General features: G+C 67.9%; 19 protein-coding genes and 1 tRNA gene. 14 read left to right on the top strand and 6 right to left on the bottom strand.

Annotation, left to right across the window (positions count from 1 at the left end):
- Nucleotides 1–129 precede the first annotated feature (129 nt).
- Together DBV35_RS21835 and hydA are read left to right on the top strand one after the other, a co-directional pair.
- Nucleotides 130–1,374, top strand: coding sequence for a Zn-dependent hydrolase (locus DBV35_RS21835; RefSeq protein ID WP_108662482.1), 1,245 nt, complete (start codon nt 130–132; stop codon nt 1,372–1,374).
- A gap of 16 nt (nt 1,375–1,390) precedes the next feature.
- On the top strand, nt 1,391–2,767 hold the full coding sequence (gene hydA / locus DBV35_RS21830) for a dihydropyrimidinase (RefSeq protein WP_108662481.1): 1,377 nt from the start codon (nt 1,391–1,393) through the stop codon (nt 2,765–2,767).
- Between the two features lie 35 nt (nt 2,768–2,802).
- Here hydA and DBV35_RS21825 read toward each other — a convergent pair whose 3' ends face one another.
- From DBV35_RS21825 to DBV35_RS21815, 3 genes are all read right to left on the bottom strand, one after another.
- Nucleotides 2,803–5,811 (bottom strand): transporter substrate-binding domain-containing diguanylate cyclase, encoded by a 3,009-nt coding sequence (locus DBV35_RS21825; protein WP_108662480.1) that lies wholly within the window; start codon nt 5,809–5,811, stop codon nt 2,803–2,805.
- Between the two features lie 286 nt (nt 5,812–6,097).
- Nucleotides 6,098–6,805 carry a GntR family transcriptional regulator gene (locus DBV35_RS21820; protein ID WP_108662479.1) on the bottom strand — a complete coding sequence of 236 codons (708 nt, stop codon included), beginning with the start codon at nt 6,803–6,805 and terminating at the stop codon, nt 6,098–6,100.
- A 151-nt stretch (nt 6,806–6,956) separates the two neighbouring features.
- Entirely contained in the window at nt 6,957–7,859 is a 903-nt protein-coding gene (locus DBV35_RS21815) for an allantoinase PuuE (RefSeq protein ID WP_108662478.1), read from the bottom strand.
- Nucleotides 7,860–8,167: 308 nt separating this feature from the next.
- Here DBV35_RS21815 and DBV35_RS21810 point away from each other — a divergent pair, with 308 nt between their 5' ends.
- From DBV35_RS21810 to DBV35_RS21770, 9 genes are all read left to right on the top strand, one after another.
- Nucleotides 8,168–9,358: an ABC transporter ATP-binding protein gene (locus DBV35_RS21810; protein WP_108662477.1), complete on the top strand. Its 1,191-nt coding sequence runs from the start codon at nt 8,168–8,170 to the stop codon at nt 9,356–9,358.
- A 70-nt stretch (nt 9,359–9,428) separates the two neighbouring features.
- On the top strand, nt 9,429–10,466 hold the full coding sequence (locus DBV35_RS21805; protein ID WP_108662476.1) for an extracellular solute-binding protein: 1,038 nt from the start codon (nt 9,429–9,431) through the stop codon (nt 10,464–10,466).
- A complete protein-coding gene (locus DBV35_RS21800; RefSeq protein ID WP_211100024.1) occupies nt 10,463–11,335 on the top strand; it encodes an ABC transporter permease in 873 nt (290 codons plus the stop codon). The genes DBV35_RS21805 and DBV35_RS21800 overlap by 4 nt, the downstream gene beginning before the upstream one ends.
- 20 nt (nt 11,336–11,355) lie before the next feature.
- Nucleotides 11,356–12,171, top strand: a complete 816-nt coding sequence (locus DBV35_RS21795) for an ABC transporter permease (RefSeq protein WP_108662475.1) — start codon at nt 11,356–11,358, stop codon at nt 12,169–12,171.
- A gap of 148 nt (nt 12,172–12,319) precedes the next feature.
- Complete coding sequence (locus tag DBV35_RS21790) at nt 12,320–12,967, top strand: RraA family protein (protein WP_108662474.1); 648 nt, start codon at nt 12,320–12,322, stop codon at nt 12,965–12,967.
- A complete protein-coding gene (locus tag DBV35_RS21785; protein ID WP_108662473.1) occupies nt 12,967–13,701 on the top strand; it encodes a FadR/GntR family transcriptional regulator in 735 nt (244 codons plus the stop codon). Before DBV35_RS21790 ends, DBV35_RS21785 begins: the two co-directional genes overlap by 1 nt.
- Before the next feature lie 40 nt (nt 13,702–13,741).
- Nucleotides 13,742–14,716, top strand: coding sequence for a tripartite tricarboxylate transporter substrate binding protein (locus DBV35_RS21780; protein ID WP_108662472.1), 975 nt, complete (start codon nt 13,742–13,744; stop codon nt 14,714–14,716).
- A 3-nt stretch (nt 14,717–14,719) separates the two neighbouring features.
- Nucleotides 14,720–15,196, top strand: a complete 477-nt coding sequence (locus DBV35_RS21775) for a tripartite tricarboxylate transporter TctB family protein (protein ID WP_108662471.1) — start codon at nt 14,720–14,722, stop codon at nt 15,194–15,196.
- Nucleotides 15,193–16,686, top strand: coding sequence for a tripartite tricarboxylate transporter permease (locus tag DBV35_RS21770; protein ID WP_245944026.1), 1,494 nt, complete (start codon nt 15,193–15,195; stop codon nt 16,684–16,686). Before DBV35_RS21775 ends, DBV35_RS21770 begins: the two co-directional genes overlap by 4 nt.
- 151 nt (nt 16,687–16,837) lie before the next feature.
- Here DBV35_RS21770 and DBV35_RS21765 read toward each other — a convergent pair.
- Nucleotides 16,838–16,912 (bottom strand) — tRNA-Val (locus DBV35_RS21765).
- 67 nt (nt 16,913–16,979) lie between these two features.
- Nucleotides 16,980–17,339 (bottom strand): cell cycle two-component system response regulator CpdR, encoded by a 360-nt coding sequence (cpdR, locus tag DBV35_RS21760; protein WP_108662470.1) that lies wholly within the window; start codon nt 17,337–17,339, stop codon nt 16,980–16,982.
- A gap of 200 nt (nt 17,340–17,539) precedes the next feature.
- Between cpdR and DBV35_RS21755 the strand changes: the two genes are divergently transcribed.
- From DBV35_RS21755 to DBV35_RS21745, 3 genes are all read left to right on the top strand, one after another.
- A complete protein-coding gene (locus DBV35_RS21755; protein ID WP_108662469.1) occupies nt 17,540–18,442 on the top strand; it encodes an N-formylglutamate amidohydrolase in 903 nt (300 codons plus the stop codon).
- Nucleotides 18,443–18,737: 295 nt separating this feature from the next.
- Nucleotides 18,738–19,541 (top strand): inositol monophosphatase family protein, encoded by an 804-nt coding sequence (locus DBV35_RS21750; protein ID WP_108662468.1) that lies wholly within the window; start codon nt 18,738–18,740, stop codon nt 19,539–19,541.
- A 71-nt stretch (nt 19,542–19,612) separates the two neighbouring features.
- Nucleotides 19,613–20,473, top strand: a complete 861-nt coding sequence (locus tag DBV35_RS21745; protein ID WP_170135008.1) for a DMT family transporter — start codon at nt 19,613–19,615, stop codon at nt 20,471–20,473.
- 18 nt (nt 20,474–20,491) lie between these two features.
- Here DBV35_RS21745 and polA read toward each other — a convergent pair whose 3' ends face one another.
- Nucleotides 20,492–23,440, bottom strand: coding sequence for a DNA polymerase I (gene polA, locus DBV35_RS21740; protein WP_108662466.1), 2,949 nt, complete (start codon nt 23,438–23,440; stop codon nt 20,492–20,494).
- Nucleotides 23,441–23,533: the final 93 nt, after the last annotated feature.

The raw sequence follows: 23,533 nt of genomic DNA, 5'->3' as shown, positions 1-23,533 counted from the left end.
GGCTTCCGCCTTTCGGCTTGACCGCGTCCACCAGCAGCGTCAATCTCTATGAGAGAACGATATTCTGCTAGTAGAATGATTGTTCATTCAGATATTTCCCCTCTCGCTGCAGCGCAATAGGAGCTCGCCTTGTCGTCTCCCCCACAGGTCGAAATCGATCCCGCCCTTGTCGAGCGGTACGTCATGGAGCTCGGCCGCTTCGGCGCCTATGCCGACACCGGCGTCTGGCGGACGGTCTACGATCCGACCTGGGTCGCCGCGACCGACCAGTACGAGACCTGGTGCAAGGAGGCCGGGCTCGCCGTCCATCGCGACGCGGTCGGCAATGTCTGGGGAACGCTGAAGGGCTCGCAGTCGGACAAGGCGATCGTCTCCGGCTCGCACATCGACAGCCAGCGGCCGGGCGGGCGCTATGACGGCGCGCTCGGCGCGCTCGCGGGCCTCATCGCGGTGCGGGCGCTGAAGGAGCAGTTCGGCCAGCCGAAGAAGACGCTCCAGGCCCTGTCCCTCTGCGAGGAGGAAGGGAGCCGCTTCCCGTCGACCAATTTCTGGGGATCGCGCGCCATCACCGGCCGCATCGCGCCCGGCGACGCGGAGGCGATGCAAGGCTACGCGGACGAGACGATGGCCGACGCGATGACGGCGATCGGCCTCGATCCGGGCCGGATTCCGGAAGCCCGGCGCGACGATATCGAGGCCTTCGTGGAACTCCATATCGAGCAGGGGCCGATCCTGGAGCACGCCGATCTCCCCGTCGCGGTCGTCGACGCGATCACGGGCATCCGCCACTACAACATCACCCTCACCGGCGAGCAGAACCACGCCGGCGCCTTCCCGATGGATCTGCGGCGCGACCCGATGGCGGGCTTCGCCGAGATCGCGAGCGGCGTCATCAACACCGCCCACCGCATGGGGCGGCCGGCGGTCACCACCGTCGGGCGCTGCGTGCCCTATCCGAACGGGCCCGCCGTCGTCCCCAAATCCATCAATTTCACCATCGATGCGCGCCACCCCGACCCCGCCCAGCGCAAGATCCTCTACGAGCGGCACGAGGGGCTGATGCGCGAGGTCGCCGCCCGCCGCGGCCTCGAGATCGAGTGGGACTATTACGTCAACCACGAGCCGTGCCTGTCGGACCCCGGCCTCGTGAAGACCTTTCAGGACGCCGCCCGCGCCCAGGGCATCCCCTTCATGACGATGCCGAGCGGCGCCGGCCATGACAGCCAGCAGATGGCCCTCATCACCAAGGTGGTGATGCTCTTCGTGCGCTCGAAGGACGGGCGCAGTCACACGCCGGAGGAGTTCTCCTCCGTCGAGGACATCGTCGCCGGCATCCGCACCCTCGCGGCCGGCCTTCACACACTCGCCTACTGATTTGACGGAGAGTTTCATGGATCTGATCGTCCGCAACGGCACGATCGTCACCGCGAGCGGCATCTCGAAGGCCGATCTCGGCATCAAGGACGGGGTCGTCGTCCAGATCGGCGGCGCGATGGAGGGGGCCCGCGAGATCGACGCGGCCGGCCGCTACGTGATGCCGGGCGGCGTCGACGTGCACACCCATCTCGACTCGGAGGATTTCTCGACGAAGTCGGCCGACGATTTCGGCTCCGGTTCGCGCGCCGCGGCCTGCGGCGGCACCACCACCGTGGTCGATTTCTGCGCCCAGAAGAGCGGCCAGACGCTCGCCGAGGCGATCGCCTTCTGGGACGAGAAGGCCGCCGGCAAGATGGCCATCGACTACGGCTATCACATGATCATCGTCGACATGAATGACGGCGTGTTCGAGGAACTGGCGACCCTCCCCGATCGCGGCATCACCTCGTTCAAGCTGTTCATGGCCTATCGCGGCATGAACATGATCGACGACGTGACGATGCTGAAGTCGCTGGAGCAGGCGAAGACATATGGCGCCCTCGTCATGGTCCACGCCGAGAATGGCGACGCGGCGGACTATCTGCGCGATAAGTTCGTCGCCGAGGGCAAGACCGAGCCCTACTATCACGCGCTGAGCCGGCCGCCGCGCATCGAGGCGGAGGCGACCGCGCGCGCGATCGCGCTCGCCGAGATCGTCGGCACCTCGATCTACATCGTCCACCTCACCTGCGGCGAGGCGCTCGACGAGCTGATCCGCGCCAAGCGCCGCGGCGTCGACGCGCTCGCCGAGACCTGCACGCAGTACCTGTATCTGACCAAGGAAGACCTCGCCCGGCCGGACTTCGAGGGGGCGAAGTTCGTCTTCACCCCGCCCGCCCGCACCGAGGCCGACCAGGAACTTCTCTGGGACGCGCTCCAGAACCGGATCCTGGAGACGGTCTCGTCCGACCATTGCTCCTGGCTCTTCAAGGGGCACAAGGACAAGGGGAAGGACGATTTCCGCAAGATCCCGAACGGCGCACCCGGCGTCGAGGAGCGCCTGATGATGGTCTATCAGGGCGTCAACGAGGGCCGCATCACGTTGACCGAGTTCGTGGATCTCGTCGCGACGCGCCCGGCCAAGACCTTCGGCATGTTCCCGAAGAAGGGCACCATCGCGGTCGGCTCCGACGCCGACATCGTGATCTGGGATCCGGAGACGTCGCTGACGATCACGCAATCCGAGATGCACAACAACATGGACTACTCGTCCTATGAGGGCCGCGCGGTGAAGGGCGTCCCGACGACGGTGCTCCTGCGTGGCAAGGTGATCGCGGAGGACCGGCAATATGTCGGCACGCCGGGCGAGGGCGAATTCCTCAAGCGCGACAAGTATGTGAAGCGCGCCTGACGAACCGATGCGCCGCCGCGCGGGCGGCGCATCCCTCAGGCCGGCAGGCCGAGCGTGCCGAGCGGGCCGCCCGGCTCCGGCGGCGGCGTCCCGGCGACGAGGCGGTTGCGGCCGCTCCGCTTCGCCTCGTAGAGGCGCTCGTCGGCGGCGCGGATGAAGTCGCGCAGCGTCTCGCCGACCTCCGGCACGGCGACATGGCAGCCGATGCTGACCGTGAGGTGGCGCGACCCGCCCGGCGCCTCGATCGGCATCCGCTCCACCGCGCGGCGCATCGCTTCGAGCCGCGCGACGAAATCGTCCCCCGACCCGCCCATGGTGAAGGCCACGAACTCCTCCCCGCCATAGCGGGCGAGCCCGTCCCCGGTCCGGCGGAAGTGCGCGCCGATGGTGGCGGTGATGAGCTGGAGGCAGCGGTCGCCGAAGACGTGGCCCATCTCGTCGTTCACCGGCTTGAAGTGATCGACGTCGATCATCGCGATCGAGAAGAGCCAGCCGTTGCGCTGGCACAGGCTGAACTCCTCCCCGGCCCGCGCATCGAAATGCATCCGGTTCGAGATGCCGGTGAGGCCGTCGGTGATGCTCACCTCCTGGAGCTTGCGGTTCGCCGCGTTCAGCGCCGCGTTGAGGCGCGAGAGCTTCCGGTTCCAGTAGATGACCATCAGGAGGACGAGGATCGCGACGAGGCCGAGCTGGATGAGGCGCGTGTAGTTCACCCGCTCCACGATCCGCATCGGCAGGTGCTGGATGATGATTTGGCGCAGCTCCCCCTCCTCCAGCACCGCCGCGAGCTTGGCGACGATGGAGCCGAGGAGCGCCTCGTCGTCGCGCGTCGCGATCACCACGCGCGCGCTTTCCGCGATCCGGCCCGAGATCTTCACCTCGGTCGCGCCCTCCGCTGCGAGGAGGTGGCCAAGGGTCGGCAGCATCCCGAGCACGGCGTCGACCGCCCCGTCCCGCAGCCGCCGCAAACCTTCCCGCTCGCTCGCGACCTCGATCAGCGTCACGTCGGGATAGCGCCGGGCGAGGATGTCGATGGGGCTGCGGTCGGGCACGATCGCGACGCGCATCCCGGCGAGCTCGGCCATCCCTTCAATGAAAGGCCGGTGGAGCGGCGTCGCGACGGCCATGACGAGGTCGAGATAAGGCGGCGTGACGGTCCACCCCGGCACCGGCGAGGACGGCTCCATCGTGAAGGGGACCATGTCGCAATCGCTGGTGCGGATGAAGGCGAGGTCGCCGCCGTGTGTCTTCACCGGCTTCACCTGCCAGTCGATCGCGCCGCGCTCCTCGAGGAGGGCGAGCACGTCGGCGACGACACCGTTGAGGCGGCCCTTCTCGTCGATGGTCGTGAAGGGCGGCGCCTTCGGGTCGACGCACACCTTGAGGACGCCCTTCTCGTCGAGATAGGCGCGCTCCTCGGTGGTGAGCGACACGCGATGGCGCGCGATGGCGGCGATCGCGGGGCCGAGCCAGCGCGTCTCGAGCTCGTTCCAGCGCGCGGGCGGCATCGCGTTCATCGCGCGGTCGATGACGCTCTTGACGTAAGGCAGGCGCGGGGAGACGCCGAAGCGCAAATCCTCCCGCTCGACCCCCTCCATCAGGAACTCGCCGCCGATCTCGATATTGATGAGGCCGAGGCGGCGGATGATCGCGTTGCCGTTGCTGAGGGCGAGGATCGCCGCGTCGACCTCCCCCTCGGCGAGCGCCTTCAGGATGTCGTCCTGCGTCGAGTAGGTGACGACGCCGTCGATCCGGTCCATCAGCGCGCGGGCATAGTAGATGCCCTCGCCGATGCCGACCGTCTTGCCCTCGAAGGATTCGAGGCCGCGATAGGGGCCGAAGCCGGAGCGTACGAACACCGCGTTCGGGATGCGGTGATATTCCTGCGAGAAATCGGTGTAGGCGGCGCGCTCGTCGGTGAAGGAGATGTTGGAGATGATGTCGAGCTCGCCGTCGCGGAAGGCGGGCAGGAGATTCGCCCAATTGTCGTAGACCGGCTTCAGGACGAGGCCGGTGCGCGCCGAGATCTCGTGCGCGAGCTCGACCGCGAAGCCCTGGCCGAGCCCGTCCGAGAGGTAGGAGAACGGCTCGTAGTCGCTGATGAAGCCGATCGTGAGCGGGCCCGCCTCCTCGATATAGGCCTGCTCCTCGGGAAGGAGGCGCAGCGGCGTCACCGACAGGTCGCGCCCGCTGCGATAGTTGAGCCAGCGCTCGGTGATGGTCGCGAGGTCGGCCGTCGGGATCGCGGCGACGGCCTTTTCGAGGATGCCGGCGAGCGGGCCAGCGGTCGCCGCGTCGTCCTTGAGGACGCCGAGGCGGAACTCCTCCATCGGCACGACGGTGATGGGGAGCGCCCCGGCGACGGCGACGTTGGAGAACCCGTTCTCGCGGGCGAAGAAATTGCCCGTCATCTCGGCCGCGAGCACCGCGTCGAGCCAGCCGAAGGCGAGCGCCGCCATCAGGTCGCGATAGGTGTCGTACTCGATCGGGGTGATGCCGGCCTCGGTCAGCGCGCCGGCATAGTAGATGTCCTTGATGACGCCGACCCGCTTGGCGCGGAGCGCCTCGACGTCCTCCGCATTGTCGAGCGGGTGGTCGACATTGTGGAAGAGCACCGTGCGGCGCAGGTGGTAGGCGTCGGTGAAGTCGACGAAGGCGCTGCGCTCGTCCGTGCGCGAAATGTCGGCGATGACGTCGAGCCCGCCGCGCCGGAAGGTGCCGTAGATGTCCGGCCAGGCGCCCATCCGCATGTTGAAGACGAGGCCGGTCTCAGCCTCCAGCCGGTGGAGGACGTCGACCGTCCAGCCGAGCGTGCGGCCGTTGCGGAAGAAGGAGTAAGGCTCGTTGTCGGAAACGATGCCGACGCTGACGGTCCGGTTCTGCGCGATCCAGGCGCGCTCGGCCTCGGTCAGCTCGACGGCCCCGGCGTGGGCGGCGAAAAGGCTCGCGAGGAAGGCAAAGATCCACGACAGGACGAGACCGGCGCCGAACCACGAACGGGTCCGTTCCGTGTCTGCCCCGATCGCGTCTTCGCCCTTCGCCATGCAGGCCCTCGATTCACTGCGGAGCCGCAAAAAGCCAAGCCTTCACTGCCGCGTCAACGATCGGTTTCGTAAGGTATGCTCAAACGCCTCGGAAAGTCCGGACCGTCCAGGCCCGACGCCCCAATAGTGGCTGTTGGAAATTTAGCGATCGCGAAACCAATCGCAGACTGCATCATCCCGGCATTGATGCAAGTCAATTGCTTCGCCATGTCAAACGAGCATTTGAGACGGTCTCGAAGCGCCCGCCGAGAGCTGCGCCGCGTGCGTGCCGCCTGAGGCTTTTTCCTCAGGAGGCGAGGCGGGTCGGGTCGGGCGCCTCGTAGATATCGACCTCGGAGCGGCGGTCGCGGGTGAGGTCGATCGAGGCGATGATGTGGTCGAAATGGTGGGCGAGCTCGGAGACGGCCGCCTCGGCGTTGCGCGCGGCGATGTGCTCGACGATGCGCACGTGCTCGTCGGTGAAGCAGAGCGCGCCGGTGGTGCGCTCGTAGACCGACTGGATCAGGACCCAGCGGTGGATGAGGCTCGCGAGCAGCTTCTCGAACACCGGGTTGCGCGCCATCCGGGCAAGCAGCGAGTGGAAGTCGCCGGAGATGCGGTTCACCGAGGGCTTGCGGTCCCGATAGGCCTTTTCTTCGCGCTCGAGGTGACGGCGCAGCACCGCGATGTCCTTCGCCGTCGCCCGCTCGCACACGAGGCGGACCACGACGAGCTCGATCTCGCGCCGCGCCTCGTAGACATGGCGCGCCTCCTCCACCGTCGGCCGGCTGACGAAGGCGCCGCGATTGAGCTCGAACGTGACGACGCTCTCGTCCCTCAGCCGCTCCAGGACGCGGCGCACGCGCGAGCGCGGTACGCCGTGAACCTCGGCGAGCTTCGCCTCGTTCAGGTGCTCGCCGGGCCGAAGGTGCTTGTCGACGATCGCCCCGACGAGGCGGTCGTACATGACGTCCTCGGTCGGATGCTTGCCGCGGACCTGTTTCTCTGATGCCATTCGTTCTTCCAGCCCGCGCCGTCCCGCCGTCCGCTCGCGGAGCGGGCGACACGAAGCCGGCGGGCAGCGCTCGCGCCGGCTTCGCCCCGGATGTGCAACAGCACCGGCCGAAGATCAATCGGCGCGGCACGGTCCGCACGCAGGTCCGGCCCTATCCCTGATATGGATGCTCGGCCTGCCAGTGGCGCGCGATGTCGAGGCGGCGGGTGATCCAGACCCCCTCGTGACCCGACACATAGTCGAGGAAGCGCTCGAGCCCGGCGGCGCGGCCCGGATGGCCGACGAGGCGCATGTGGAGGCCGACCGACATCATCTTCGGCGTCTTCGCGCCCTCGCGATAAAGCATGTCGAACCCCTCCTTGAGGAACTCGAAGAACTGCCCGCCGGTCGCGATCCCGCCGCGGCCGAACTTGCCGTCATTGTGGGTCAGCGAATAGGGCACGACGAGGTGCGGCTTGCCGTCGACGGTCGTCCAGTAGGGCAGTTCGTCGTCATAGGCGTCCGAATCGTAGAGAAAGCCGCCCTCCTCGACCACGAGGCGGCGCGTGTTGACGCTCGGCCCGTAGCGGCAGTACCAGCCGAGCGGGCGGTCGCCGACGGTCTCGCGCAGCGAGGCGATGGCCTTGCGGATGTGCTCGCGCTCCTCCTCCTCGGAGAGGTGGTAGTGCGGCACCCAGCGCCAGCCGTGGCAGCACACGTCGAACCCCGAGGCCTTGATGGCGGCCGCCGCACGCGGGTTGCGCTCGATGGCGAGGGCGCAGCCGAAGACGGTGAGCGGCAGGTCGCGCTCCTGGAAAAGGCGCATCAGGCGCCAGAAGCCGACGCGCGAGCCGTAGGCGAACATGCCCTCGCCCGCGAGGTCGCGCCCGTTGACGCCGGGGTCGAGCGGCGCCTCGGTGAGCGCGGTCTCGGTGTAGCCCTCGCCGTCCTGCACGGAGGGCTCGGAGCCTTCCTCGTAGTTCATCACGAAATTGATCGCGATGCGGGCACCGCCCGGCCAACGCGGATCGGGGGGCGTGTCGGCGTAGCCGATGAGGTCGCGATCGTAGCTCATGCGCGCCCTCCCTGGATCGTGCCGCGCCGGGGGGCGTCGGCGGGGTTCGGTCGTTGATTGAAGATGTTCGTCACACGTCTCTCGCGGTCATGACGGTGTGGCGCGGCCGGCATCCGGCGTCGCGCCGCGAGCGGTCGGACGGCCGCTCCTCACACCCAAGGCGAGCCTATCATGTCACCAAACGCACGCACGATTGCGTGCAAAATTTAGGCTCAAATGCCCCAATTTTCCTCACGCTTTTGAATTGGGCGTCAGTATCATGACCGTCAACGAGACCGCCGCGAGCGCCGCGGCGAGGACGGAGTGACATGAACGCCCACGCCCAGACGGCTCCCCCCGGCGCCACGCCCCAGGACCGCAACCGCGCGGCAATGTCCGGCGCGCGCGCGACGGCCGGCGGCGTCACGCTCGACGTCGAGGGGCTGACCCAGGACTATGGCGGCTTCCGCGCCCTCGACGACGTGTCGCTGAATGTCGACGCGGGCGAGGTGGTCGCGCTCCTCGGCCCGTCGGGTTGCGGCAAGACCACGCTGCTGCGCGTCATCGCGGGCTTCCTGCGCCAGACGACCGGCACCGTCCGTGTCGACGGGCGGCCGGTCGACCGGGTGCCGCCCGGCCGCCGCGGCATCGGCATCGTCTTCCAGAATTACGCGCTCTTCCCGCACATGAGCGTCGCCGAGAATGTCGGCTACGGCCTCGCCGCGCGCGGCCGGCCGCGCCGCGAGGTCCGCGCCGCGGTGGAGCGCTTCCTGGAGGTCGTGCAGATGACCCCCTACGCCGCGCGCAAGCCCCGCGCGCTGTCGGGCGGCCAGCAGCAGCGCGTCGCCCTCGCCCGCGCGCTCGCCATTGAGCCCGGCATCCTCCTCCTCGACGAGCCGTTCGCCGCGCTCGACAAGAATCTGCGCCTCGACATGCAGCTCGAGGTGAAGCGCCTCCAGCGCGAGTTCGGCCTCACCGCGATCCTCGTCACCCACGACCAGGAGGAGGCGATGAGCATCGCCGACCGCGTCGCGGTGATGAATCGCGGCAAGATCGAGCAGCTCGGCGCCCCGGCCGAGATCTACGACCGGCCGCAGACGCTGTTCGTGAACTCATTCGTGGGCTCGGCCAATCTCCTGCCCGGCACCGTCGCCCTCGCAGGGGCCGACCACGCCGCCATCGACCTCGATGCCGGGGCGCGGATCGTGGTGCCGGAGACGACGGCCCTGCCGGTCGGCACCCGCGTCCTCCTCTCGGTCCGCCCCGAGCAGCTCGTCATCGCGACCGAGCCCGCCGAGGACCGTTTCCCCGTCACCTGCCGCCTCGACCTTCCCGTCGGCGGCACCACGGTGCTCGACCTCCAGACGGACGACGGCACCGCGCTGAAACTCGTGCGCATGCGCGCCGGCGCACCGCCCCTCCCGGCCGGCGGCCCGCTCTTTTGCGGCCTCGGCCCCGACGCGCGCCCCAACCTCTTCCGCGCCGACAGCGGCGCGGACCCGTCCTCGGGCCGTCTCTGACGCCCCGACCCGCCTTCCTATCCGCCCGGACCGAATACGTCCGACACGCAAGGTGCAAAAGGAGACCTCGATGACGAAATTCACCCTCGACCGCCGCGCCTTCCTGGCCGCGACCGGCGGCCTCACCGCGACCGCGGCCCTCTGGGGCACGCCGGCCTACGCCGCCGGGTCCGTCATCGCGGCGGTCTATCCGGGCACCTGGGAAGAGGCCTTCCGCAGCATCGTCGCCCCGGCGCTCCTCGAAAGCGCGGACGTCGAGGTCGAGTTCGACCCGGCCTACGCCGTCGACCAGATCGCCAAGGTACGCGCGGCGCGCGGCCTGCCGCCCTTCGACGTCTTCGTCCTCGATCCGGGCCCGGCCGCGACCGGCCTCGAGATGGGCCTCTACCAGCCGATCGACGCCTCCAAGCTCACCAACGCGTCGAAGCTGCCGCAGGTCTTCGTGTCCGAGACCGGCATCCCCGTCGCCGCGCAGGTCGTGGGCATCGCCTACAACCCGACGAAGTTCGACACCCCGCCGACCTCCTGGGCCCAGCTCCTGGAAGAGCCCTATGTGAACCGTCTCGGCCTCACCGGCTTCCAGACGACCTTCGGCACGACCTCCCTCATCGAGATCGCCAAGGCGTTCGGCGGCTCCGTCACGAACATCGATCCCGCGATGGAGAAGATCAAAGCGGTCCTGCCGAAGATCGCTGCGGTGGCGCAGCCGTCCGCGATGGCCGGCCTCTTCCAGCAGGGTCAGATCGACCTGATGTACGCCAACACGCAGACGGTCGCGAACCTCAAGGCCCGCGGCGTCGACATCGAGTTCGCCGTTCCCGACACCGGCGCGATCGCGTTCGTCACGACGATGCACATCACCGACGGCGCCGAGAATGTCGAGAACGCCTACAAATATATCGACACGGTCATCTCCGCCGGCGTGCAGGAGAAGCTGATGGCCGAGCCGTTCAACTTCATCCCGGTGAATTCGGACGTGCCGCTGATCGACAGCCTGCCGATGGCCTCGCTCGACGAGATGTCCACCTTCGTCCGGCACGACTGGAGCGAGATCAACCCGCTGCGTCCGGGCTGGATCGAGCGCTTCAACCGGGAAGTGGCGGCTTGAGCGCCATCACCATCCACGAAGAAGGCGCCCCCAGGCGCCTTCTCTCCGCCCTCGGAGACATGCCCCTCGTCCTCCCGATGGGGCTGCTCTTCGTCGGCTTCTTCTGCGGTCCGCTCGCCCTCCTCGTCTGGGTTTCGTTCCACAACGACCAGGACATGACGATCACGGGCACCGCCATGTGGACCCGCTTCCTCGGCGACCCGTTCTACTGGAAGGTCGTCACCGACACGATGATGCTCGGCTTCAAGACCGTGGCGCTCACCCTCGTGCTCGGCTTCGCGACCGGCCTCATCTACCTGTCCTCGGGGCCGCGCGCGCGCTCCGCCCTCCTCTTCGTCATCATCCTGCCGCTGCTCCTGTCGGTGGTGGTGCGCACCTTCGCGTGGATCGTCATCCTCGGCACCGAGGGGCTCGTGAACACGGCCGCCCTCTCGCTCGGCCTCACCGCGACGCCGCTGCGCCTCCTCCAGACCGAGCTCGGCCTCGTCATCTCGCTCGCCCAGATCGAGCTGCCGCTGATGCTCCTGCCGCTCCTGTCGGTCATGGGCCGGATCGACCCCAATCTCGTCGACGCCTCGACCTCGCTCGGCGCCTCGCGCTGGCGCACCATGGCGCGGGTGATCCTGCCGCTCTCGGTGCCCGGCCTCATCGCGGGCAGCCTCCTCGTCTTCGCGAGTTCCACCGCCGCCTTCATCTCGCAGAGCGTCATCGGCGGCGGGCGGCTGATCTACATGCCGCTCGTGATCTGGCAGCAGTCGCTGGTGGTGTTCGACTGGCCGTTCGCGGCGGTCGTCTCGATCGCGCTCCTCGTCACCGTCCTCGGCGTCCTCGCCCTCATCGGCTCGCTCGGCCACCTCGCCCGAACCTGACGCGCCCGGAGGATCCCCGCATGAAGACCACCCGCACCCTCTCGGACGTCTCCTATCACCTCGTCGTGTGGCTTCTCGGCGGGCTCGCGATCCTGATCCTCGTCGTCCCGGTGCTCGTGGTCCTCGCGATCTCGCTGACGGCTGAGGCGAGCCTCAAATTCCCGCCCCAGGGGCTGTCGCTGCGCTGGTACGCGGCGCTCCTCGACCCGGCCCAGTCGGGCCACATCCACGAGGCCGCCTTCAACAGTCTGACGGTGGCGGCCTGGGCGGCGGGCTTCGCGATGATCATCGGCACGCTCGCCGCGCTCTGGCTCGACCGGCACAAGGGGCCGGGCGGACGCGCGCTCGACACGGCCTTCATGTCCCCGCTCGTCCTGCCGATGCTCTCCTTCGGCCTCGCCGCGCTCATCCTCGTCACGATGCTGCGCCAGCGCCCATCCCTCTCCTGGCTCGCGGCCGGCCATCTCGTCGTCGTCGTGCCCTTCGTGATCCGCACGGTCACGGCGAGCCTCTCGCAGGTCGACCGGGCGCAGATCGATTCCTCGCGCAGCCTCGGCGCCTCGACCCTCTACACCTTCCGCCGCGTGACGCTCCCGGTGATCGCGCCCGGCATCGCTGCCGGCGCCTTCCTCGCCTTCGTCGCCTCGATGGACAACGTGCCGATCTCCCTCTTCCTCAGCAACGCGCGCACCGACATGCTGCCGATCCGCCTCTGGGGCATGATGGAATCGACGCTCGACGTGCGCGTCGCGGCCGCCTCGGGCGTCCTCATCATCGTGACGAGCGTGCTCCTTTTCATCATGAACCGCCTCGTCGGCCTCAACCGGCGCATGTGACGCCGCCCCTCCCGCTGGCCCGCCACATCGCGGCAGGCACGGGCCCGAAACACGACCGCTCATTCATCAGATGAATGGTTGATCGTGGAATGGGTTCGTGCAATATGGCGCCAACGACCTCCAAGATGGGGGCTATGGGGAGGGATGAATGACCACGCTCACTGAGCGTCTTTCCGCGTGTTATTCCGGCATCATCTACGATGTCATGCGCGACATGGGCCTGAAAGCGGCCGTACTTCCGCGCGACATCAAAGCACTCGATCCGGGAATGCGGGTCGCTGGCCCCGTCTTTACCGTGCGTGGCCGCCCCGACAACACGATCGAGCCGCATCAATCCCTGCTGGAATGGACCGGTCTTCTGTCGAAAGCTGAACCCGGCCACGTGGTGGTCTGCCAGCCGCAGGACTCGGTCCGCGCGCTGATGGGCGAGCTTTCGGCGGAGACGCTCAAGCATCGCGGCATCCTCGGCTACATCGTCGACGGCGGCTCGCGGGACGTGAGCTTCATCAAAGAGATCGGTTTTCCGGTCTTCTGCCGCTACACGACCCCGGTCGACATCGTCGGCAGCTGGCGTCCGGAGGCCTATGGCGACCCGGTGACGATCGGCAACATCGTCATCAATGCCGGCGACTACATCCTCGGCGACCAGGACGGGATCGTCGTGATCCCGAAGGATCAGGTCGAGGCGGTGATGACCCGCGCCGAGACCGCGATCAAGGCCGAGAACCACGTCCGCTCCGCGATCCTCCAGGGCGAGGACCCGCAGCAGGCGTACCTGAAATACGGCAAGTTCTGATGGCCTCCGCGCCGGTCGACGCGCCCTCGTCCAGCAATCTTGGCAAGGGCAAGATCGCCCAGGCCGTGGCCATCCTGGGCGAGCGGATCGTGACCGGCGACTACCCGGCGGATCGCCCGCTGCCGGTCGAGGCGGACCTTGCGAACGCGCTCAATGTGGGGCGCAGCGTCGTGCGCGAGGCCGTGAAGGTCCTCGCGAGCAAGGGCCTCGTCTCGGCGCGCCCGCGCCTCGGCACGGTGATCCTGCCGCGCAACCAGTGGAACCTCTTCGACCGGGACGTCCTCCACTGGCTGCTGCGACCCCAGGAGGTGGACCCCGCTCTGGTGCGCGACATCCTCGTCGCGCGCCGGATCATCGAACCGGAGGCCGCCATGCTCGCGGCCAGCAACGCCAGCGAGGCCGACAAGGCGGAGATCCGCGCGGCCTACGAGGCGATGGTGGCCTCGGTCGGAGACCCAGCAGCCTCGGTCCGCGCCGACATCCGGTTCCACACCGCCGTCCTCATCGCGTCGCACAACGCGATCCTGACGGCCTTCTCGCCGGCCCTGTCGGCGATCCTTTCGGCCTTTTTCGAGATCAGCATCCAGAACGCGGAAGTCTTCCCGAACAACCTCCCCGCCCACGGCCGTGTCTCAGACCAGATCATCGCCGGGGACCCGGAGGCGGCGCGGGAGGCCATGCTCGGCGTCCTCAGATTCACCGAAGACGACATCTCACAGCGCCTCGGCTGCTGACGAAAAACCAGAAACGACGACACTTTTGGAGGAATTGAAGATGCACACCACCAAGATGATGGCGCTCGCCTCGGCTCTGGTCGGCCTCGCCGCCGGCCCGGCCCTCGCCGACTATCCCGAGCGCCCGATCACCATGCTCGTCAGCTGGGCCCCCGGCGGCGGCACCGACGCCGTGGCGCGCGCCCTCGCCGCCCAGCTCGAGAAGGAGCTCGGCACGCCGGTCAACGTCGTGAACCGCACCGGCGGCGCCGGCGTCGTCGGCCACACCCAGATGGTGAACTCGCGCCCCGACGGCTACACGATCGGCCTCGCGAGCGCCGAGCTCACCACCTACTACTGGTCCGGCACCGCCCAGTTCACCGGCAACGACGTGACGCCGATCGCGCTCGTGAACCTCGACGCGTCCGCCTTCAATGTCGGTGCCGACAGCGAGTGGGCCGACCTCCAGGCCGCGCTCGACGCGATCGCCGAGGCGCCCGCCGGCACCTACAAGCTCTCCGGCATGGCGCCGGGCGCGGGCTATCACCTCGCCTTCTCCGGCCTCCTCAACTCCGAGGGGATCGACCCGAACAAGGTGACGGTCGTGCCGAGCCAGGGCGCCGCCCCCGGCTTCCAGGAGCTCGCGTCCGGCGGCGTCGAGATCGTCCCCTCCTCGCTGCCCGAAGCGAAGGCGATGATCGACGCCGGCAAGGTGAAGACGCTCGCCGTCCTGTCCGACGACCGCCTGCCCGCCTTCCCGGACGTTCCCACCGTCAATGAGGCGATCGGCAAGGACTTCTCCGGCGGCACCTGGCGCGGCATCGTCGCTCCGGCGGGCCTGCCGGACGACATCACCGCGACGCTCGTCGAGGCGGTCGAGAAGGCGTGGAACTCGGAGGAATTCCAGAGCTTCATGTCCGAGCGCGGCTTCGGCATCAAATATCTCGGCGGCGAGGAGTTCGGCGCCTATCTCGCGCAGCAGCACGAGAGCAACGGCGAAGTGATGGGCCTTCTCGGCCTTCGCCACCGGGACTGATCGATGCTGCGCGTCAGTGATCTGGGGTCGGGGCTGGCAATTGCCGGCCTCGGTCTCGCCATCTTCATCCACGCGCAGACCTTCCCCTCCGTCGGCGGGGTGGCGATCGGGCCCTCCTTCTATCCGGGCCTGATCGGCGTGGTCCTCATGATCTGCGGGCTGGCGCTCGCCGGCCAGAGCATCCGGCAACGCAAGGCCTTCCCGCTCGCACAGGTCTTTCCCTGGATCCGCAAGACCGAGAACGTCCTCGCGGTGATCTCGATCCCGGTCGCGATCCTCGTCTACGGGCTCGCGAGCCCGTCGCTCGGCTTCATCGCGACCTGCCTCGTCGTGAGCCTCGGCCTCCTCCTCGTCTTCCGCGTGAAGTGGTGGATGTCGATCCTCGTCGCATCCGGCCTCACGGCGATGCTCTATGTCACCTTCGTGATCTTCATGCGCGTGCCGCTCCCTTACGGAATCGTCGAGAGGTGGCTGTCGTGAACTATATCGACGCCCTCGGGCTCGTCTTTCAGCCCTTCACGCTCATGGTGATCCTCGCCTCGGCGGCGTTCGGCCTCTTCGTCGGCTCCGTCCCCGGCCTCACCGCGACGATGGCGGCGGCGCTCCTCGTGCCGCTGACCTTCTACATGGACCCGGTCCCGGCGGTCGGCGCGATCGTCACCTGCTCGGCGATGTCGATCTTCGCCGGCGACATTCCGGGCGCGCTTCTGCGCATTCCGGGAACGCCCGCCTCGGCCGCCTATGTGAGCGAGAGCTACCTTCTCGGCCGCAAGGGGCACCTGTCACAGGTGCTGAGCGTCAACCTCCTCGCGGCCGTCTTCGGCGGCATCTTCGGCACGCTGGTGCTGATGCTCCTCGCCCCGCAGCTCGCCGCCGTCGCGCTCAACTTCTCGAGCTTCGAATATTTCTGGCTCGCCCTCATCGGCCTCTCGGCCGCGACCCTCGTCAGCACGTCAAGCGCGCTGAAGGGGCTGATCTCGCTCTTTCTCGGCCTCTTCCTCGCCACCGTGGGGCTCGACGTCGTGACCGGCTCGCCGCGCTTCACGCTCGATATCGTCGACCTCATGGGCGGGGTCTCGCTGATCGCGGCGCTCATCGGCCTCTTCGCGATCGCCGAGCTCTTCCGCAAGGCCTCCACGATCGACGAGAACCTGCCGCCGCCGCAGCAGGTGTCCGGCCCGGTGCTGACGCAGGGCGTGCGCACGATGGTGCAGTACCGCTTCAACGCGCTGCGCGGGAGCGCCATCGGCACCTTCCTCGGCATCCTGCCGGGCGCGGGGGCCGACATCGCGGGGTGGATCTCCTACGCGGTCAGCAAGCAATTCTCGAAGTCACCGGAGAAGTTCGGCACCGGCTATATCGAGGGCGTGGTGGACGCGAGCGCCTCCAACAACGCCTCGCTCGGCGGGGCCTATGTCCCGGCGCTGGTCTTCGGCATTCCGGGCGACTCGATCACCGCGATCGTCATCGGCGTCCTCCTCCTCAAGGGGATGACGCCGGGGCCGACGGTGTTCACCCAGAGCGGCGACATCGTGTCGGCGATCTTCATCGTCTTCATCCTGGCGAATCTCCTCCTCATCCCGTTCGGGCTGATGGCGATCCGCGCCGCGCGCTCGGTCCTGTCGGTGAACCAGCGGATCCTCTTCCCTGTGATCCTGATGTTCTCGATCGTCGGCGCGTTCGCGGTGAACAACGCGGTGTTCGACCTCTGGATCATCCTCGGGCTCGGCATCGCCGGCTGGTTCATGGAGGAGAACGGCTTCCCGATCGCGCCGATGGTGCTCGGCCTGGTGCTCGGCAAGATCGTGGAGGAGAGCTTCGTGAACTCGATGATCAAGGCGTCGGGCAATCTCGTCGCCTTCGTCGACCGCCCGATCGCGGGCAGCCTCGCCGCCCTCTTCTTCGGGATCTGGATCCTGTCGCTGGCCGTACGCGCCCGGCGCCGCTTCGCCCGCCCCGCCTCGGCGTAGGCGGGCCTCGCTCCGCAACGCAGAAAGCGCCGGGAGACCGGCGCTTTTTTTTGCGCCCGCGCGACGCGCGCGCGGCTATGCGATCAGCCGAAACTGGTCACGATTTTGCAGCGTGCGTGGAGTGAACTGACGCCTGGATCGATGATTTGAATGGTGGGCGGTACAGGGATTGAACCTGTGACCTCTGCCGTGTCAAGGCAGCGCTCTCCCGCTGAGCTAACCGCCCAAAGGTCCGTCAGCGAGGGCTCCGTATAGCCGCCTCGATCGCGCTCGGCAAGCGGGGCGAAGCCGGTTTATGCATATTCCAGCATTCGCCCCACCTGGCGCACCAATTCGCGCAGATGGAAGGGCTTCGAGAGCACCTTCGCGCCCCGCGGCGTGCCGTTCTCGCCGTCGAGCGCGACGGCCGCGAAGCCGGTGATGAACATGACCGCAAGGTCCGGGTCGAGCCGCATCGCCTTGCGCGCCAGCTCGATCCCGTTCATCTCCGGCATCACGATATCGGTCAGAAGCAGGGAATAAGGTTCCTCGCGGAGCCGCTCATAGGCGGCCTGACCATCCGAGACCGACGTCACCTCGTAGCCCGCCCGTTCGAGGGCACGCTCGAGAAAGCGTCTCATGTCCTCATCGTCTTCAGCCAGCAGGATACGCACAGCATCTTACGCGAGGGTTTCGCCTCGCGCCCCTTGTCTACCGCATCAACGAGGACGATTGTGGCGGTTGGCTGTAAAACTGCGGTCAAGGGGCAGGCTTTCGGAGCTCTTACCCAATCGAACAAAATCGACGAGACCCTGATGCGTGATGCCCTATCTATGATGCCTCCAGCCGCAGCCGCCCTGGCCGAGGGGAGCCGATGAAGATCGTTGAGGACTTCACGGGCACGCCGCCCTTCGACGTGCTCGCGCCGGAGCATCGGACGGCGCCCTTCGTCTTCAACGCCCCCCACAGCGGCACGACCTATCCCAAAGACCTGTTGCATCGCACAAAGCTCGACCGCCTGACCCTGCGGCGCTCGGAGGACACGTTCGTCGACGAGCTGTTCACCGGCGTCGTCGATCTCGGCGCGCCGCTGATGCGCGCGAACTTCCCCCGCGCCTATGTCGACCTCAATCGCGAGGAGGCCGAGCTCGACCCCACGATGTTCGACGGCCCGCTCGCGCGCGATGGGCTGATCGACTCGCCCCGCGTCGCCGGCGGCCTCGGCGTCATCGCCCGCATCGTCGGCGAGCGTCAGGAGATCTACGCCGATCCCCTCCCCGCCGCGGAGGCCGAGCATCGCCTCGCCGCCTTCTACCGCCCCTATCACGCGACGCTGACGCGGCAGATCGAGGAGACGGTCGCCCGGTTCGGGACCTGCGTCCTCGTCGACTGCCACTCGATGCCCTCCGGCGCCGTGCGCGCCGTGGAGGACAAGTTCGCCGCCAAGCCCGACCTCATCCTCGGCGACCGGTTCGGGACGAGCTGCTCGCCGCACCTCAGCAACGAGCTCACGCGCCTCCTGCGCAAGCGTGGGTTCGTGGTGGGGCGCAACCGCCCCTATGCGGGCGGCTTCATCACCGAGGCCTACGGGCGGCCTCCTGTGGTCCATGCGATCCAGCTCGAGATCAACCGCGCCCTCTACATGGACGAGGCGAGCTACATGCGCACCCGCGGCTTCGACACGCTGCGCGCCGAACTCCTCGCCGTCTGCGGCCAGCTCATCACGTGGTTCAACGCGATCCACCTCGACCCGCCCTGGGCGGTGGCGGCCGAATAAAAAAAAGGCCGCTCCGAGGAGCGGCCTGAAGTCTAGGGAGGAAACGCCCAAGGAGGGCAGCAGGACGACAACCGCCGTCCCGCGCTGCAACAAATGCGTCCGCGGTGCACAATCGTCAAGATGCCGATTCTGCAATCAGCGGTCCAAAATGCCTCATGGTGCGGCAAATGTGGCCATTCCGAGAGCGCCCCTTTCGAACGCCGGTTTCGTTCGCAAGGAATTCCGCGGCGTTTTTTTCCGGGGTTGCCGAACCGCCACGCCCAACAATTGACGTATCTCATTCGACATGCCTCCTATGCACATGGCCAAAAACGACATCGACCTGCTTCATCGCCTCGCCGACGCGGCTGCGGAGGCCATCCTGCCGCACTTTCGGATGCTGCCTTCGATCGAAAACAAAGCGAAAGCAGGATTCGACCCGGTCACTATCGCCGACAAGGCGGCCGAGAGCGCGATGCGCGCCGTCCTCTCCGCGGAGCGTCCCGGCGACGGCATTCTGGGCGAGGAGGAGGACGACCTTCCGAGCACCACCGGGCGCACCTGGATCATCGATCCGATCGACGGGACTCGCGGCTTCATGACGGGGCTGCCGACATGGGGCGTCCTCGTCGCGATCGCGGACGCCGAGGGCGGGCCGCACACCGGCATGATGAGCCAGCCCTTCGTGGGTGACCGCTTCTTCGCCTCCGAGGAGGGCGCCTTCCACGCCGACCGGAGCGGCGCGGTGCGCCCGCTCGCGACGCGGCGCTGCGCCAGCGTCGCCGAGGCGATCGTCGCGACGACGAGCCCCTACGGGTTCGGGACCGCCCGCCCGCAATTCGAGCGTCTCGCCGATGCGTCCAGGATGGTCCGATTTGGTACGGACTGTTATGCTTACGCCATGCTCGCAGCCGGACACATCGACATCGTCATCGAACGAGACCTGAAGCCGTTCGACATCGCGCCCTTCGTGCCGATCGTCGAACGGGCGGGCGGGGCGCTGACGGACTGGTCCGGCAACCGAATCGGACCGACGCTCCCGCACGCCTACAAGGGCGAAGCCATCGCAGTGGGTGATCCGGCCCTTCTCGGCCCCGTCCTCGAAATCCTGAACGGATAGCCCGCACCTCGATGTCCATACATTCGGTCCAACCGGCGCCGGCCGGCTCCTACGGCCGGTCCGAGCCGCTCGTGGCCCTCATACTCGGCCTCATCGGCATGGTGATGTTCGCCGGGACGCTGCCCGCGACGCGCATGTCGCTCGACGGCTTCAGCCCCACCTTAATCGCGGTCGGCCGCGCCTTCGTCGGCGGCATCCTGTCGATCGTCCTCCTCGCCGTGACGCGCCAGCCGATCCCGGCCTGGCGCGACGTGCCGACCATCGCGCTGATCGCGGCGTGCGTGATCATCGGCTTTCCACTCTTCACCGGCCTTGCGATGGTTCACGTGCCGGCGAGCCACGGGAGCGTGGTGCTCGCGATCCTGCCGCTCGCAACGGCGGTGGCCGCCGCCCTCGTCGGCGGCGAGCGGCCGGGGCGCTCCTTCTGGATGCTGAGCGTCCTCGGTGGGGCGATCGTCCTCTATTTCTCGCTGTCGGACGCGGGCTGGGCGCTCCAGTGGGGGGACGCGTTCCTCCTCGTCGGCTCGGCGGTCGCCGCGCTCGGCTATGCGCTCGCCGGCCGCCTATCGCGCCGCGTTCCGGGATGGACGATCATCTCCTGGGCGCTGATCCTGATGCTGCCGATCACGACGGTCGCGACCTTCCTGTCGCTGCCGGAGACGCTCCCGACCTCGGGCGTCGTGTGGGGCGCCTTCCTCTATCTCGGCGTCTTCTCGATGTTCCTCGGCTTCCTGTTCTGGAACTGGGCGATGTCGCTCGGCGGAATCGCGAAGATCGGCCAGCTCCAGCTCATCCAGCCGTTCCTGACGATCCTCATCGCCGCCGTCATCGGCGGGGAGGCGCTGGAGCCGCACCTCATCCTGTTCGCGACGCTCGTCGTCGCGGTCGTGGGTGCGGCGCAGCGGGTGAAGGTCGCGCGCGGCCGCGGCTGAGGCCGGCCGGCCGGGGCGTCAGTGCGCCTCGGCCCAGCTCCCGCCCGCCCGCGCATCCACTTCCAGCGGAACGGCGAGCTTCACCGCCGGCTCCGCCGCCCCCTGCATCACATTGCGGATGATGCCGATCGCCTTCTCCGCCTCCTCCTGCGGCGCCTCGAAGAGGAGCTCGTCGTGGACCTGGAGGAGCATCCTGGTGGAGAGCCCGGCCTCGGCGAGCGCCGGCTCGATCCGCACCATCGCGCGGCGGATGATGTCGGCGGCCGAGCCCTGGATCGGCGCGTTGATGGCGGCGCGCTCGTAGAAGGCGCGCAGCGACGGGTTGTTGGTGCCGATCTCGGGATAGTGCGCCCGCCGCCCGAACAGCGTCTCCACGTAGCCGTGGGTGCGCACGAAGGTCTTCGTCGCCTCCATGTAGTCGCGGATGCCGGGGAAGCGCTCGAAATAGCGCTTGATGTAGGCGCTCGCCTCGCTGTTCGGGATCGACAGCTGGTTCGCGAGGCCGAATGCGGAGATGCCGTAGATGATGCCGAAATTGATCGCCTTGGCGCGGCGGCGCACGGAGGGGTCCATCCCCTCCACCGGCACGCCGAACATCTCCGAGGCGGTCATCGCGTGGATGTCGAGCCCGTCGGCGAAGGCCTGGCGCAGCTGCGGGATGTCGGCGATGTGGGCGAGCACGCGCAATTCGATCTGGCCGTAGTCGGCGGCGATGAGGCGCGTGCCGGGCGCGGCCACGAAGGCGGTGCGGATCTTGCGCCCCTCCTCCGTGCGGATCGGGATGTTCTGCAGGTTCGGGTCGGTCGATGAGAGGCGGCCCGTGGTGGTCGAGGCCATCGCGAAGGTGGTGTGGACACGGCCGGTGTCGGGGTTGATCTCCTCCTGGAGCGCGTCGGTGTAGGTCGACTTCAGCTTGGAGATCTGCCGCCATTCGAGGAGCTTCACCGGGAGGGGATGCCCCTCGCCCGCGAGATCCTCGAGCACCTGCGCGCCGGTCGACCAGGCGCCGGTCTTCGTCTTCTTGCCGCCCGGCAGGCCGAGCTTGCCGAAGAGGATGTCGGAGAGCTGCTTGGTCGAGCCGATATTGAACTGTTCCCCGGCAAGCTCGTAGATCTCCGTCTCGATCCGGGCGAGCGTCTGGCTGAAATCGCCCGACATGCGCGACAGGACGTTCCGGTCGACGACGATCCCCGCCTCCTCCATGCGCGCGAGCACCGGCAGGAGCGGCCGTTCGAGGGTCTGATAGACGCGCGACACCTTCTTCGCGATCGCCCGCTGGCGCAGCACCGGCGCAAGGCGCACCGCGATGTCCGCCTCCTCCGCCGCGTGGCGGGTCGCCGAATCCAGCGGCACCTCGGCGAACGTCACCTTGTTGCGCCCGGTGCCGAGCACGTCGCGATCGTCGATCGGTGTGTGGCCGAGGAAGCGCTTGGCGAGGCCCGGGAGGTCGTGAAGGCTCGCCCCGGCATCGGCCGCGTAGGAGAGGAGGCCGGTGTCGTCGATCGGCGCGATGTCGAGCCCGATGCGGCGCAGCGCCAGATAGTCCCGCTTCATGGCCGCCGAGACCTTGATGATGCCCCGGTCCGTCAGCGGCCCCTTCAGGAGGGCGGCGACCTTGTCCGGATCCATCACCGTGTTCGCGGTCATGAGGTCGGTCGCCGAATGGGACAGCGGGATGTAGGCAGCGTGGCCGGGTCCCGTGGCGATCGCGATGCCGGCGACGTCGTCGCGCATCACGGCGGGGCCGGTGAGACGCACGGCGAGGCCGAGGACGCCCGACTGCGCGGCCGCGCCGAGCCACTCTTCAAGGCGTTCGAGGGTCGTGATCGTCTCGTACTTGTCGAGATCGAAGGACGCGCCGAGCGCCTCGTGCTCCATCTTCGCGGCGAGCGTCTCGGGGCTCGCCGGGCCGCTGTCCTCCGCCTCCACGGCCGGATCGTCGAGGAGCGCGGCCTCGCCCGTCGGCGCCATGCGCAGATAGCGGGGGTCCGGCTCGACCGCGCTGTGGTCGCAGCCCGTGTCCTCGGCGACGCGCCGGGTCAGGGTGCCGAAATCGAGCGCCTTGAAGAAGGCGATGAGCGGCTCGGGCGTGATCGGCTGGAGGACGAGATTGTCGAGCGGATCCTCGACCTCGACCTGATCGTCGAGCGTGACGAGGGTGCGCGAGAGGCGCGCCTGGTCGGCGAACTCGATGAGATTCTCGCGCCGCTTGTTCTGCTTGATCGATTCGGCGTTGGCGAGGAGCGTGTCGAGATCACCGAACTCGGCGATGAGCTGGGCCGCCGTCTTCTTGCCGATGCCGGGGACGCCGGGGACATTGTCGGTGGAATCGCCGACGAGCGCCTGCACGTCGATCACCTTGTCCGGCGTCACGCCGAAATATTCGACCACCTCCTCGATGCCGATGCGCCGCTCCGGCCGCACGCCCATGCGCCCCTGCCCGGCGCGGCGGCCCTCGCCGGAGGCCGGGTCGTACATCGAGACGCGGTCGTCGATGAGCTGCATCAGGTCCTTGTCGGCGGACACGATGAGGACATCCGCCCCAGCCGCGCTCGCCTGGCGGGCGTAGGTGGCGATGATGTCGTCCGCCTCGAAGCCGGATTTCTCGATCGGCACGAGGCCGAACGCCTCCACCGCGGCGCGCATCAGCGGGAACTGGGGGACGAGGTCGTCGGGCGGGGCGGAGCGATTCGCCTTGTAGTCGGCGTAGAGCTCGTTGCGGAACGAGTGCTCCGACTTGTCGAAAATAATCGCGAGATGCGTGGGCCGCACATCCGCGGCCCCGTCTTTAATGAATTGATAGACTTTGTTGCAGAACAGTCGCACTGCGCCGGTCGGAAGACCGTCGGCACGAAAATTGTACTTCCGATCCTGGTTCATGGACTGGAAGTAGGCGCGAAATACGAACGAGGAGCCGTCAACGAGGAAAACGGTGTCACCCGGTCCGGGTGCGCGCGGTTCGGTCATCGAGGGGTCTCCTGCTGTCGGACCGGACCATGCGGACACCGCCGTCGGTGATCAAGGTCCACTTCATGCGTTGTCCGTGTTAACGGATGCGCA

The organism is Acuticoccus kandeliae, assembly GCF_003073115.1.
Note: the sequence above shows the minus strand (reverse complement) of the source record. Positions and strands in the feature narration are given on the sequence as shown.

Excerpts from the sequence above, each read along its gene's own strand:
- hydA (WP_108662481.1), top strand. The coding sequence starts at position 1,391 with ATGGATCTGATCGTCCGCAACGGCACGATCGTCACCGCGAGCGGCATC.
- DBV35_RS21825 (WP_108662480.1), bottom strand. The coding sequence starts at position 5,811 with ATGGCGAAGGGCGAAGACGCGATCGGGGCAGACACGGAACGGACCCGT.
- DBV35_RS21820 (WP_108662479.1), bottom strand. The coding sequence starts at position 6,805 with ATGGCATCAGAGAAACAGGTCCGCGGCAAGCATCCGACCGAGGACGTC.
- DBV35_RS21815 (WP_108662478.1), bottom strand. The coding sequence starts at position 7,859 with ATGAGCTACGATCGCGACCTCATCGGCTACGCCGACACGCCCCCCGAT.
- DBV35_RS21810 (WP_108662477.1), top strand. The coding sequence starts at position 8,168 with ATGAACGCCCACGCCCAGACGGCTCCCCCCGGCGCCACGCCCCAGGAC.
- DBV35_RS21805 (WP_108662476.1), top strand. The coding sequence starts at position 9,429 with ATGACGAAATTCACCCTCGACCGCCGCGCCTTCCTGGCCGCGACCGGC.
- DBV35_RS21795 (WP_108662475.1), top strand. The coding sequence starts at position 11,356 with ATGAAGACCACCCGCACCCTCTCGGACGTCTCCTATCACCTCGTCGTG.
- DBV35_RS21790 (WP_108662474.1), top strand. The coding sequence starts at position 12,320 with ATGACCACGCTCACTGAGCGTCTTTCCGCGTGTTATTCCGGCATCATC.
- DBV35_RS21785 (WP_108662473.1), top strand. The coding sequence starts at position 12,967 with ATGGCCTCCGCGCCGGTCGACGCGCCCTCGTCCAGCAATCTTGGCAAG.
- DBV35_RS21780 (WP_108662472.1), top strand. The coding sequence starts at position 13,742 with ATGCACACCACCAAGATGATGGCGCTCGCCTCGGCTCTGGTCGGCCTC.
- DBV35_RS21775 (WP_108662471.1), top strand. The coding sequence starts at position 14,720 with ATGCTGCGCGTCAGTGATCTGGGGTCGGGGCTGGCAATTGCCGGCCTC.
- DBV35_RS21755 (WP_108662469.1), top strand. The coding sequence starts at position 17,540 with ATGAAGATCGTTGAGGACTTCACGGGCACGCCGCCCTTCGACGTGCTC.
- DBV35_RS21750 (WP_108662468.1), top strand. The coding sequence starts at position 18,738 with ATGCACATGGCCAAAAACGACATCGACCTGCTTCATCGCCTCGCCGAC.
- polA (WP_108662466.1), bottom strand. The coding sequence starts at position 23,440 with ATGACCGAACCGCGCGCACCCGGACCGGGTGACACCGTTTTCCTCGTT.